Consider the following 13,063-nt stretch of genomic DNA (forward strand, 5'->3'; position numbering starts at 1 on the left):
CTGGCACGGTTGCCGCGGCCCGCTCACGCATAGGAGAAGATGGACGGGTGAGCCCTGACATCCTGTGGAGAGCGCCCCGAGCCGAACATCCCGTCGACGCGTCGGTGACGCTGCCCGGATCGAAGTCGATCACCAACCGAGCCCTCGTACTGGCGGCGCTCGCGTCCGGGCCGTCGACGATCACCGGGACGCTGCGCAGCCGCGACACCGACCTCATGATCGACGGCCTGCGCGCGCTCGGCGCCACGATCACCGAGGTCGACGGCGACCCGACCACCTTGCGGATCGCCCCCGCCCCCCTGCACGGCGGCACGATCGACTGTGGTCTCGCCGGCACCGTGATGCGGTTCCTGCCGCCCCTCGCCGCCCTCGCCGCCGGCACCGTCACCGTCGACGGCGACGAGCAGGCCCGCCACCGGCCGATGGGCACCATCCTCGAGGCGCTGCGCGGACTCGGTGCCGACATCGACGGCGACACCCTCCCCTTCACCGTCCACGGCCGCGGCGGGCTGCGCGGCGGCACCGTCACCGTCGACGCGTCCGGATCGTCGCAGTTCGTGTCCGGGCTGCTGCTGTCCGCGGCCCGCTTCGACGACGGGGTCACCGTCCGGCACCTCGGCGGGCCGCTGCCGTCGATGCCGCACATCGACATGACCGTCGAGATGCTCCGCGACGCCGGGGTCACGGTCCTCACCCCCGGCGAGAGCGGCGAGGCCGACACGTGGAAGGTGTTGCCGGGCAGTATTTCCCCCGTGGACTGGGCAATCGAGCCCGACCTGTCGAACGCGACCCCGTTCCTCGCCGCGGCCGCCGTCACCGGCGGCACCGTGCGGGTGCCGCTGTGGCCATCGCGCACCACCCAGCCGGGCGACGCGATCCGCGGCATCCTCACCGACATGGGCGCGACCGTCGACCTGGCCGACGGCGTCCTGACGGTGACCGGGCCGAAGACGTTGCGCGGCATCGACATCGACCTGCACGACGTCGGCGAGCTCACCCCCACCGTCGCGGCGCTCGCGGCGGTCGCGGACGGCCCGTCGGTGCTGCGCGGCATCGCACACCTGCGCGGCCACGAGACCGACCGGCTCGCCGCGCTCGCCACCGAGATCGGCAAACTCGGCGGCGCGGTCACCGAAACCGACGACGGTCTGCACATCGAACCGCGTCCCCTCCACGGCGGGCAGTGGCACTCCTACGCCGACCACCGGATGGCGACCGCCGGCGCGATCCTCGGCCTCGCCGTCGACGGCGTCGACGTGCAGGACGTCGGCACCACCGCCAAGACCCTGCCCGGTTTCGAGAACCTGTGGGCCGCGATGCTGAACGAGACGAGGACCGCGGCCACCGAGCAGGGGGCACGACCCTGAGCCGCCGGCAGTACGACGAGTCCGACGTCCGGATCCGTCCGGGCAAGGGGTCGCGTCCGCGCACCAAGAACCGGCCCGAACACGCCGACGCCGCCGAGGCGATGGTGGTGTCGAAGGACCGCGGCCGTTGGGGCGTCGTCCTCGACGGCGACCCGGACCGGCCCGTCGTCACCATGCGGGCCCGTGAACTGGGCCGCACCCCCATCGTCGTGGGCGACACCGTGAGCGTCGTCGGTGACCTGTCCGGCAAGCCGGACACCCTCGCCCGGATCGTGCGGGTCGCCGACCGCACGACGGTGCTGCGCCGCACCGCCGACGACACCGACCCGTTCGAGCGGATCGTGGTCGCCAACGCCGAGCAGCTGCTGATCGTGGTGGCGCTGGCCGATCCCCCACCGCGCACCGGGTTCGTCGAACGCGCCCTCGTCGCCGCGTACGTCGGCGGCCTGGAACCGATCCTGTGCCTGACCAAGAGCGACCTGGCGACACCCGACGAGTTCGCGGCGACGTTCGCCGGCCTCGACATCCCCGTCGTCGTCGCGGGCCGCGACGACCCCATCGAACCGGTCACCGAGATCCTCACCGGCCGGCTCACCGCCCTCATCGGGCACTCCGGTGTCGGCAAGTCGACGATGGTCAATCGTCTCGTCCCCGAAGCGGATCGGGCCACCGGCGTGGTCTCCGGTGTCGGCAAGGGCCGGCACACGTCGACGCAGTCGGTGGCGCTGCCGCTGCCCGACGGCGGCTGGGTCGTCGACACCCCCGGCATCCGCTCGTTCGGGCTCGCACACATCTCCCCGGAGAATGTCGTCGACGCCTTCACCGACCTCGCGGCCGCCGCCGAGGACTGCCCGCGCGGCTGCACCCATCTGGGCCCGCCGGCCGACCCCGAATGTGCCCTCGACCGCCTCGAGGGCGAGTCCGCGGGACGCGTCGAAGCGGTGCGGCGCCTGCTGGTGGCGCTCATGTCCAACGAGTCCTGGAGCTGACCCGGGTATCCGCTACCCGCGGTACCGCCTTTCCGGTCGCGACAGCTAGGGTGTGTCCAGCGTCACCGAATCGGGGGAGGATCTCGTGCACACTCTGCTGCGTCGCACCGGCACCGCACTGGCCGTGGCCGCCGCACTGGTCGTCGGCACCACCACCGGCGTACCGGCCGCGGCCGCCGACCCGACCGGCGGTGCGGCCGGGCAGGACTGGACCGCCACCACCGACGGCCCCGACCGGTACCCGGGCGTGGCCGTCGACCAGGACGTACCGATCCGCATGAGCGACGGAGTCGTGCTGCGGGCCAGCGTGTTCCGACCCGCGGACGCGTCCGGCGCCGCGATCGACGCAGCGCTGCCCACGATCGTCAACATCACCCCGTACACGCGGCTCGTCCCCGTCCTCGCCGACGGAGCCGAGCAGGATCCGATCCTCGGGCAGGCACTCGACCAGCTCGGGGCGGCCGACCTGTCCGGCACCCCGTTCGACGGCGTCACCGAACTGACCGGCGGGCTCGGCGGCGGCCTGCTGCGCACGTTCGGCGTCAACCGCGATCTCGTGCAGAACGGCTACGTCCAGGTGGTCGTCGACGTCCGCGGCACCGGCTACTCGCAGGGTGTGTGGGACGTCCTCGGGGAACGCGAACAGCAGGACAGCGTCGAGGTGTTCGACTGGGCCCGTACCCAGCCGTGGTCGAACGGCGAGTTCGGCATGGCCGGCGTCTCCTACTCGGCGATCAACAGCTTGCACGCCGCAGACAAGCGCCCCGAGGGCCTGAAGGCCATCTTCCCGGTCGAGCCGTCCGAGGACCTGGCCCGCGAGATCGTCGCCACCGGAGGCGCCTTCGGCGCCGGCTTCATGCCGGCGTGGCTGGTGGCGGTCAACGCGCTCAAGTTCGCGCCGATCGACTCGCTGCTGCGCGGCGACGTCGACCCGCAGTGGCTCGCCGACCGCCTGGCCGATCCGGCGGTGATGTTCCCGCAGATGTTCGATGCGGTCCTGGGCGGTGACGGTGAGGCCGCGAACGACGGCGCGTTCTACGACGTCCGGGCCGCCGACATCGAACGAATCCAGGTGCCCACGTTCGTCACCGGCGGCTGGCACGACATCTTCGGCCGCGGCGAACCCCGTATCTTCGACCGACTGCAGCTCCCCGCCGGGCGGAAACAACTGCTCATGGGCAACGGGTATCACCTCAATCCCGGCCTGGGACAAGGTGATCCCGGGAACCCGCCGCGCCTGGACGTGCTCGAGCGCGCCTGGTTCGACAAGTGGATCAAGGGCATCGACAACGGTATCGACGGCTACGGTCCGGCCACGCTGTACCAGCAGGGCGGCGACTGGATCACCGCGTCGCAGTTCCCGCGGGCCGGCGCCGAGTACCGGCGCCTGTACCTCGACGGCGCCCCGTCCGGGTCGGCGCCGCACGCCCTGACCGACGGCTCGCTCACCACCTCCGCACCGACGGCGGCGAGCACCCTGTCGGTGACGCCGGGGCTGCGGGCGGCCTGCTCGCGGGACACCGCGCAGGGCACCGCCGGCTTCGGCGCGATCCTCGGGTCTGCGTGCACCCAGGACGCCCGGTTCGCCGAGGCCGAGGCCCTGACGTTCACCACGGCACCGGTCACCGAGGCCACCGAGATCTCCGGATCCATTGCCGCACATCTGCGTACCACCACCGACGGCGCCGACGGTTTCTGGGCGGTGACCGTCACCGACGTCGCCCCCGACGGCCGCTCCACGGTCCTCACCAACGGGGCCCTGCTGTCGTCGCGCAGCGCACTGGACGAGCAGCAGAGCGAGAAGGACTCCTCGGGTGCGTACACGGTGCCCGTCGCCGACCTGCACGCCGACACGAAACGGGCCGTCACCCCGGGCGCACCGCTGGTCCTCGACATCGGATTGAACGGCACCGAGGCGAGGATCGCTCCGGGACACCGACTGCGCATCGACATCGCGGCCGCGAGTTTCCCGCGCTACCTGCCGATGCTGCCGGACCTGCAGGCCAGCGGGCTGAAGCCGCAGCGGCTGCTGATCGACCCGGACGACCCCAGCTTCGTCAACATTCCGGTCGTCGGCACCGCCGGCTGGTGACCTGACCGGCCCGACGGGCGCCGATGCCCGCCCCGGTTTCCGGGGCGGGCATCGGTGTCTGTCGCTGCGGATCAGGCGGGCGTGATCGGGAGTTCCTTCGACCGGTCGGCGGTGAACCGGGTCGACTCGGCGGACCCCGCCGCGCCGTGTCGGCTGTCCGGATCGAGAACGCAGTGCGTGCGCCCGTACACGGTGTACATGCACTTGTTGTTGTGGTTGCAGCGCCCGGAAACCGTGTGGTCGGCCTTGATCCGGTTCACCAGGTCCGGTTCGCGCAGCAATGCGCGGCCCATGGCGACGAAGCCGAAGCCCTCGCGCATACCGGTCGCGATGTGGTCGTAGTTGTTGATGCCGCCCAACAGGATCAGTTGTGTGTTCGCCACGACCGGAACGAACTGGCGGGCCGATTCGAGCATGTACAGGTCCTCGTACGGGTAGGTGCCCAGCGCGCGCTTGCCGAACAGCCGGACACCGGTCTTGAACGGCTCTTTCATCACGGCCGCGAACTCGTCGACGGGAACGTCACCGCGGAAGAGGTACATCTGCTTGAAGAACGACGAGCCCTGGGTCAGTTCGATCGCGTCGAGGTTGTGGTCCCGGTCGAGGAGTTGCACGGTCCGCAGCGACTCGGACAGCCAGATGCTGCCGCGGATGCCGTCGTCCATGCTGATCTTCGCGGTCACCGCGATCCGGTCGCCGACGACCTCCCGGACCCGTTGCGCGATCTCCCGGACCAGCCGGGAGCGGTTGTCGATGGTGCCGCCGTACTCGTCCCGGCGGCGGTTGAGCAGCGGGCTCAGGAACGAGCTCGGCAGGTAGAGGTGTCCGAAGTGCAGTTCGACGGCATCGAATCCTGCCTCCTCGGCGATCTTCGCGGCCTCTCCGAACTGGTCGACGACTCGGCGGATCTCGGATGTGGTGATCTCCCGGCAGTACTCGAGCGACGACGGGTTGATCACGCGACTCGGCGACATCGCGGTCACTCCGGTGATCTTCTTCGACGCCACCACGCCGGCATGGCCGAGCTGGGCCGCGATGGCACCACCCGCGTCGTGGACCGCATCGGTCAGGCGGCGCAGGCCCGGCAGGGCCTTGCTGCTCATCAGGATCTGTCCGGGAGCGCTGGCCCCCTCGGGGGCGACACAGCAATACGCCACCGTGGTCATGCCCACTCCGCCGCGGACGTAGCCGAGATGGAAGTCGACGAGGTCGTCGGTGACGAGGCCGTCGGGGGAACGCCCCTCGGAGGTCGCCGCCTTGATGATGCGGTTGCGGAGTCGAACCGGCCCCAACGTCGCCGGGGCGAACGGATCCGGCGTCACCGGTGTCGAATCGGTGTGTTCAGCTGCGATGGTCATGGTCGCCCTTCCCTCGAATCCGATGTGGCCGAGACCACACTTCGCGAGGGCTACCCCATCGTCAATACCGTTTCCCTCCCAACGGACAACCGGCTTTCGAACACCGGCGTCTCCGCACAGCGCTCGGGACCGGACGTCGGGAGGCGGGTTTCCCGGTGTGGCACGTACCGAATCGGTATGTGCCACACCGGGAAACCGGGTGTCAGCGGAACTAGCGGGACAGCAGCGCGCGCAGGCCGCGACGCTTCTTCGATGCCGTGATCGCCGACAGCAGGCCCTGACGACGGCCGGTCACCGGATCGATCGTCGCAGTGGTGTTGCCACCGAACTTGCGCTCGGACGCCGTCTCGGGCGCATCGTCCGCGGTGTCGGTGAGGTACTTGTTCGGCAGCGACAGCTTCGCGATGGTCCGCCAGGCCTTGAGGTACTGCACCAGCAGCGGGCCGGTCGTGTACGGCAGGTCGTACTTGTCGCACAGCGCCCGCACCTTCACCGCGATCTCGGCGTACCGGTTGGACGGCAGATCCGGGTAGATGTGGTGCTCGATCTGGTAGCTGAGATTGCCGGTCATGAAGTCCATGACCGGGCCGCCCGAGATGTTGGCACTGCCGAGCATCTGGCGCAGGTACCACTCGGCGTGCGTCTCCTTGTCGACGTCCGCCTTCGTGAACTTCTCGGCACCGTCCGGGAAGTGACCGCAGAAGATCACCGCATTCGTCCACACGTTGCGGATCACGTTGGCGGTCAGATTCGCCGTCATCGTCGACTTCCACGCCTTGCCGGTCAGCGCCGGGTGGACGACGTAGTCCTTGACGATCTGCTTGCCGATCTTCTCGCCGACCTCGGCCAGCTTGCGCTTGGTCTCGGCGCGATCGTCCCGACCCTTGGCGACCTTGCCCAGTTCGAGATGCTGGATCGCGACACCGTACTGGAACGCCAGCGCCAGCAGCGTGTTGTAGGCGAGGTTGCCGTAGTTGAACGGCTTCCAGCGCTGGTCACGGGTCACCCGCAGCAGCCCGTATCCGACATCGTCGTCCATGCCGAGGATGTTCGTGTACTTGTGATGCAGGTAGTTGTGGGTCTGCTTCCAGTGCGCCGACGGATCGGCGTTGTCCCACTCCCAGTTCGCGGAGTGGACCTCCGGATCGTTCATCCAGTCCCACTGCCCGTGCATCACGTTGTGCCCGAGCTCCATGTTCTCGATGATCTTCGAGACGCCGAGCAGGCCGGCACCGAGCAGCCACAGCGGTCGCTTGCGGCTGCCGAACAGTACAGCCCGGCCACCGATCTCGAGGCCGCGCTGCAGCCGGATCGTGTTGCGGATGTACCGGGCGTCGCGTTCGCCACGGGACTCCTCGACATCCCGGCGGATCGCATCGAGCTCGCGTCCGAGCGCCTCGACGTCGGCATCCGTCAGATGCGCGTACTCCTTGATGTCCGTAATCGCCACGGGCCTACCGTACCGTAAGTTACGACACCGTAGGTTACCGATCGGTGACTGTGTCGTGGATCACGATACGTCAGCCCCGGCGCAGGGCGCGACGCCGTCCCACCTGCGCCTCGGCATGCGCCCTCAGCGCCGACAACAGCCCGCGCCGGCGTCCGGTCTCCGCATCGACCCGCAACGCCTCCGCGATCTGCGATCCCGTCGACGCGAACTTGCGCTCCGACGACGTCTCCGGGGCGTCGTCGGACGTCCGCGTGAGGAACCGGTCCGGCAACGCCAGCTTGTGGATCGTCCGCAACGCCAGCAGATACTGACGGCTCAACGGCCCGGTCGTGTACGGCAGGTCGTACTTCGCGCACAGCGCCTGCACCCGCGCCGCGACCTCCGCATACCAGTTCGACGGCAGATCCGGGAACAGGTGGTGCTCGATCTGGTAACTCAGATTGCCGGTCAGGAACGCCATCACCGGACCGGCATCGATGTTGGCGCTGCCCAGCATCTGCCGCAGATACCACTGCGCACGCGTCTCGTTCTCGAACTGTTCGACCGTGAACTTCTCGGCGCCGTCCGGGAAGTGCCCGCAGAAGATCACCGCGTACGCCCACAGGTTGCGAACCAGGTTCGCCGTCGCGTTCGCGGCCAGCGTGTGCTTCCACGCCTTCCCCGTCAACGCCGGGAACAGCACGAAATCCTTGCCGACCTGTCGGACGATCTTGACCGCGAACTGCCTGTTCGGCCCGGAGTTCAGCTGCATCGGGTCGACGCCCTCGAGCTTCTTCTGCGCCGAGAGGTCGTGCAGTGCGATACCCCACTCGAACCCGGCCGCGAGAACCACGTTCGCGATCGGCTGCAGCAGATTGATCGGACGCCACTTCTCGTCCCGCGTCATCCGCAGGATCCCGAATCCCACGTCCTCGTCCATGCCGACGATGTTCGTGTACGTGTGATGGGCGTAGTTGTGGGCGCGCTTCCAATGCTCCGACGGGCCCGTCATGTCCCACTCCCACGTCGTGGAGTGGATCTCCGGGTCGTTCATCCAATCCCACTGGCCGTGGGTGATGTTGTGCCCCAGCTCCATGTTCTCGATGATCTTCGCGAGCGACAACATGCCGGTCCCGAGCACCCACAGCGGACGCCGCCGGCTGCCCAGCAGTACCACCCGCGCCCCCAGTTCGAGCGACCGCTGCGCCCGGATCACCCCACGGATGTAGCGAGCGTCACGCACACCACGGGACGCCTCGACGTCACGGCGGATCGCGTCCAGCTCGGCACCGAGCAACTCGATGTCGGCGTCCGTGAGATGGGCGAACTCTTTGATGTCGGTGATGGCCACCGAGGATCCTCCGTCGGATAGATCAGGCACTGGGGATCAACCACAGTGGTCAGGTACCCGACGACACGCCGAACACCGAAACGCTCGAAAGTTACACGTCGAGCGTACAGTCGCCCGCCGCCGCGGAGATGCACGTCTGGATGCGCTCACCCTCGGCATGCTCCTTGCCGGTACGCAGGTCCACCGCATGACCGGACGCCAGCGGGACCACACACGTCTGACAGATACCCATGCGGCAGCCGAACGGCATGAGCACCCCGGCCTTCTCACCCGCCTCGAGCAGCGTCGTCGCCCCGTCCACCTGCGCATTCTTGCCGGAACGGGCGAACGTCACCGCGCCGCCCTCCCCCGACAGATCGGCCCGCGACACCGCGAACCGTTCGAGGTGCAGATTCGGTTCGACGCCCTCGTGCTTCCACGTCTGCTCGATGTCGTCGAGCATGGCCTGCGGACCGCACGCCCACGTCTGCCGCTCCCGCCAGTCCGGGCACACCTCGTCGAGCGATGCGAGCGCGAACTTGCCGGCGGTCCGGGTGTGCTGCACGTGGCAACGGAACGACGGATGTGCCGCCCCGAGCCGGGCGAGCTCACCCGCGAACATCGTGTCGTCCGCGGTCGGCGCCGAATGCACGTGGACCACGTCGGGCAGGTCACCGCGACGGTCCATCGTCCGCAACATCGAGATGACCGGCGTGATACCGCTGCCCGCGGTGAGGAACAGGATCTTCTCCGGCGGCGGCGACGGCAACGCGAAATTCCCCGTCGGCGCGGCCAGGCGCACGATCGTGCCCGACGGCACCCCGGTGACCAGATGGCTCGACAGGAACCCCTCCGGCATCGCCTTCACGGTGATGGAGATCAGCTTGTGGTCGACGTCCGGCGCCGACGTGAGCGAGTACGAGCGCCAATGCCAGCGACCGTCGACGAGAATGCCGATACCGACGTACTGGCCCGGCCGGTAGTCGAAGTCGAATCCCCAGCCCGGCTTGATCACCAACGTCGCGGAATCGGACGTCTCGGGCCGCACCTCGACGATCCGGCCCCGCAACTCACGCGCAGACCACAACGGATTGACCAAATGCAGGTAGTCGTCGGGGAGCAGCGGTGTCGTCAACCGGGTGACGGCACCGCGCACCACGTTCGCCACCGACCGGTTCGAGCCCGCGGCCCTCGCCGCCGGCGCCTCGATCCAGCTCTTCAGTCCCATCCGACCTCCCTCTCGCATCGTGCAGCAGCCAGCGTAGACCAGAAGGCTACGGTTGCGTAAGTTACGGCCGGGTAGTGAGCGAGGGTAAGAACCGGGGCGGGTTCCGTCAGAGCAGTTCCAACAGGAACGGCAGCTCCTGCGTCGCGTACCACGCCAGCTCGTGATCCTCGGCGTCCCCGAGCACGAACTCGGCATCCTCGTCCCCGAGATCGGCTGCATCGATCACGGCGACCGCCTTCTCGACGTCCGCCTCCGCCTCCGCGAGATCGACATGCACCGACGCCACCTGCGACAAGGTCACCACGTCCGCGAGCCGCACCACCGCATCGTCGAGATCCGGCCGATGCTTCGCCTCCGGCACGTCCGCCGCGATCACCGCCCGTCGGAAACGCGGGGCACCGCCCGCTCCCGTCCCGCCCGCCTCAGCCGTCTCGGGGACTTCGGGGGCTTCGGAAGCTTCGGCCGCCAACAGGCGCAGCGATGCGCGCGCCGCCTCCGCCATCGCGACCTCGGACAGTTCGTCGTCGTCGCCCGAATGGTAGGCCTCCCGCAGCGCGGGCGTCACCGCGAACGCCGTCCGGCTCACCGGTGTCAGCTCCCGCTCGGCGACCAGCTTCTGCAACATCGCGACCGTCGCGGGCACATAGACCCTCATGCCCGGCTCCCGGCCGCGTACGCCACCCGGGCCACGTGTGTCTCGACCATCCACCGCTCAGCCACCGGCCTCCACCAACTCCTCGAGAGATTCGTGCAACGACGCGGCCACCACATCCACGTCGGGCATGGCGTCGCGGTCCGCATTCAAACCGTAGTGGACGTACCCGTCGTACGACGTCAAGGCGATACCGAGCGTCTGATTCTCGAGCAGCGGCGACACCGGATACATCTCCACCATCCGCATCCCCGCCAGATACAACGGAATCTGCGGCCCCGGCGCGTTCGTGACGACGAGATTGAACATGCGCTGCGACATCCCGGACGCGAGCCGCGCCGCCCGCGCATGCAGCGACGCCGGAGCGAACCCCGACAACCGCACCATCGTCCGCGCCGTCACCGGGCGACCCTGCCGTGCGAACTCCTCCGTCGCATGCTGGACGTGCGACAGCCGCATCACCGGGTTCGGTTCCCCCACAGGCAGATCCATCAGGAACGACGACGTCCACGCATGCTCCGCACCGGACTCCCCGGCGCCACACACATCGACGACGGCGGCCCCGTTCGTGCCCGGTCGGGCCTCGCAGATCGACATCGGCGCGAGCACCCGCAGTGTCGACGCCTCCGACACCGGCTCCCCCCGCGACAACAGCCACGTCCGCATCGCACCCGCCACCACGGTCAGCACCGCATCGTTGATCGAACAGCCGTACCGGGCCCGGATCTCCCGGTACCGCTCGAGATCCGTGCGGGCCACCGCGAACCGGCGACTGCGCGACACCGGCACGTTCAACAGACTCGACGGCGCCGGCTGCGCCGCCGTCCGCACCAGAGCCGCAAGCTTGCCCAGCACCTCCGACGCCTCGTCGACCACGGTGTTCACGTCCCGCAACGTCATCCGCAACGTCGCGATGCCCTCCCGCGGCTGCGCCACCAACTGGGCGAGTGCCTCCGCGACCAGCGCCGGCTCCCCCGGCGCCCGCTCCGGCATCCACAGATCGTCGACGACCGCCGGCAACTCGTCGTCCTCGTCGAGAAGCACCTGACCGATGTCGAGAGCATGGGTGCCGTCCACCAACGCCGAATGCGACTTCACGAACACCGCACACCGGTTACCGGCCAGCCCCTCCACGACATACATCTCCCACAGCGGCCGCGTCGTATCCAACGGCCGGGACGTCAACCGCGCCACCAGATCGTGCAGCTGGTCGTCGGTTCCCGGGGACGGCAACGCCGACCGCCGGACGTGATAGGTGATGTCGAAATCGGTGTCGTCCACCCACACCGGACGCGCCAGCCCGTACGCCACCTCCCGTACCTTCTGCCGATACCGAGGCACCAGATGCAACCGGCCCTCGACGAGCCGCAACACCGCCTCGAAGTCGAGACCACCCGACGGCACCTGCAGGATCGCCAACGACCCCATGTGCATCGGGGTGTTGCTCGCGTCGAGGAAATAGAACGACGCATCCTGCGCCGACATCCGGACCGCTTTCGCCACTACCGCTCCGTCCGCTCGACCGTGCCCACACCGTCCGAACCCAGAAGAATCCGGATCTCTTCCGCCGCCACCACCGGATCCCCGTGATGCACACCCACCATGCCCGCAGCCGCCGCACCCCGCACATTCCCGACGAGGTCGTCGACGAACACGCACTCACCCGGGTCGAGCCCGATCCGCTGCGCCACCAACTCGTAGATCCGCCGATCCGGCTTCGCCAGCCCCACATCCCCCGACAGCACGACGACGTCCACGAACGGCCCCGCCAGCTCCCGCAGTCCCCGACCTGCCGGACCACCCGGATCATTGCTCAGAATCGCCGTCCGCACCCCGTGTCGACGCGCCTGTTCCACCACGCCCGCCATGAGCTCACCGTCCGCACCGGGACCACCGAGCACTCCACCGAAATCCAGCACCAGCCCGCGCACGGGTCCACCCTAGGCCGCACGGGCACGAAGCGCCTCTGGACGTGTCCTGTGGGGCCGTGTCATGCTGTGCGCCAGATTCCGTCCTCTCCACGGGGTCGACCCGTCGTCGCCGGAACACCGGCGCCGGTCCAGTCGACGGGTGCCGCGTCTCGCGGCACCGGAGAGGCCATCACATGGACAGTGCGCAGTACGCCGCCCACCGTTTTCTTTCTCCCGCACCACGATTCGAGCCGTCCACGGCCGAGGAACCGGGGCGGCGCAACGGGCCGTTGTCGTCTCCGGTGTCGTCCGCTCGACGTTCCCCGCACGACGGCCGTCCCCCGCACCGTCCGCGGCCGGCCGCGGTGGACGCCTCGGACGCCCACCGGTTCGCCGAACATGCGTTGCGACTGGTACTGGAGGTCGTCGATCGCCGACGTCCGCCGGCGCAGTTGCGTGCCGTCGCGGTTCCCGCCGTCGTCGACGTCGTGCACTATCTGGCACGGTCGGCTCCCCCGGCCGGTCGGCCCGGTCCTGCGACCCGGGTGCGGGTCCACGTCCGCCCGGTGCGGCCCGGTGCCGCCGAGGTGTTCGGCACCTACAACCGCAGCGGCCGGGTGTTCGCCGTGGCCGCGCGTATCGAACGCGGTCACGACGCCCACCCGGCCGACTGGACGGTCACGGCTCTGCAGATCGCCTGAACGACGA

Annotated in this window: 11 protein-coding genes; 4 read left to right on the forward strand and 7 right to left on the reverse strand. The window is 69.1% G+C overall.

Annotated features, from left to right (window positions below; genetic code table 11):
• Positions 1 to 47 precede the first annotated feature (47 nt).
• The 3 genes from aroA to Q5696_RS15365 all read left to right on the forward strand — a co-directional run bounded on the left by aroA (position 48) and on the right by Q5696_RS15365 (position 4,448).
• Positions 48 to 1,367 (forward strand): 3-phosphoshikimate 1-carboxyvinyltransferase, encoded by a 1,320-nt coding sequence (aroA, locus tag Q5696_RS15355; RefSeq protein ID WP_305092167.1) that lies wholly within the window; start codon positions 48 to 50, stop codon positions 1,365 to 1,367.
• Positions 1,307 to 2,356: a ribosome small subunit-dependent GTPase A gene (gene rsgA / locus Q5696_RS15360; protein ID WP_305092168.1), complete on the forward strand. Its 1,050-nt coding sequence runs from the start codon at positions 1,307 to 1,309 to the stop codon at positions 2,354 to 2,356. Before aroA ends, rsgA begins: the two co-directional genes overlap by 61 nt.
• Positions 2,357 to 2,441: 85 nt before the next feature.
• Positions 2,442 to 4,448, forward strand: a complete 2,007-nt coding sequence (locus Q5696_RS15365) for a CocE/NonD family hydrolase (protein WP_370654942.1) — start codon at positions 2,442 to 2,444, stop codon at positions 4,446 to 4,448.
• A 71-nt stretch (positions 4,449 to 4,519) separates the two neighbouring features.
• Here the strand turns inward: Q5696_RS15365 and Q5696_RS15370 are convergent, their stop codons facing one another.
• The 7 genes from Q5696_RS15370 to Q5696_RS15400 all read right to left on the reverse strand — a co-directional run bounded on the left by Q5696_RS15370 (position 4,520) and on the right by Q5696_RS15400 (position 12,376).
• The gene (locus tag Q5696_RS15370; RefSeq protein WP_305092169.1) at positions 4,520 to 5,806 is read right to left on the reverse strand and encodes an NADH:flavin oxidoreductase; all 1,287 of its coding nucleotides are present in this window, start codon (positions 5,804 to 5,806) and stop codon (positions 4,520 to 4,522) included.
• A 211-nt stretch (positions 5,807 to 6,017) separates the two neighbouring features.
• Positions 6,018 to 7,256: a fatty acid desaturase family protein gene (locus tag Q5696_RS15375; protein ID WP_305092170.1), complete on the reverse strand. Its 1,239-nt coding sequence runs from the start codon at positions 7,254 to 7,256 to the stop codon at positions 6,018 to 6,020.
• A gap of 70 nt (positions 7,257 to 7,326) precedes the next feature.
• Positions 7,327 to 8,586: a fatty acid desaturase family protein gene (locus Q5696_RS15380; RefSeq protein WP_305092171.1), complete on the reverse strand. Its 1,260-nt coding sequence runs from the start codon at positions 8,584 to 8,586 to the stop codon at positions 7,327 to 7,329.
• Positions 8,587 to 8,677: 91 nt separating this feature from the next.
• Entirely contained in the window at positions 8,678 to 9,793 is a 1,116-nt protein-coding gene (locus tag Q5696_RS15385) for a ferredoxin reductase (RefSeq protein ID WP_305092172.1), read from the reverse strand.
• Between the two features lie 106 nt (positions 9,794 to 9,899).
• Positions 9,900 to 10,448, reverse strand: a complete 549-nt coding sequence (locus tag Q5696_RS15390; RefSeq protein WP_305092173.1) for a DUF6912 family protein — start codon at positions 10,446 to 10,448, stop codon at positions 9,900 to 9,902.
• A gap of 57 nt (positions 10,449 to 10,505) precedes the next feature.
• The gene (locus tag Q5696_RS15395; RefSeq protein ID WP_305095321.1) at positions 10,506 to 11,930 is read right to left on the reverse strand and encodes a WS/DGAT/MGAT family O-acyltransferase; all 1,425 of its coding nucleotides are present in this window, start codon (positions 11,928 to 11,930) and stop codon (positions 10,506 to 10,508) included.
• A gap of 17 nt (positions 11,931 to 11,947) precedes the next feature.
• Positions 11,948 to 12,376, reverse strand: coding sequence for an HAD-IA family hydrolase (locus Q5696_RS15400; protein WP_305092174.1), 429 nt, complete (start codon positions 12,374 to 12,376; stop codon positions 11,948 to 11,950).
• A gap of 173 nt (positions 12,377 to 12,549) precedes the next feature.
• Between Q5696_RS15400 and Q5696_RS15405 the strand changes: the two genes are divergently transcribed.
• Positions 12,550 to 13,056, forward strand: coding sequence for an Rv3235 family protein (locus Q5696_RS15405; protein ID WP_305092175.1), 507 nt, complete (start codon positions 12,550 to 12,552; stop codon positions 13,054 to 13,056).
• The last annotated feature ends 7 nt before the right edge of the window (positions 13,057 to 13,063 follow it).

The organism is Prescottella sp. R16 (genome assembly GCF_030656875.1).
Classification (GTDB): domain Bacteria; phylum Actinomycetota; class Actinomycetes; order Mycobacteriales; family Mycobacteriaceae; genus Prescottella.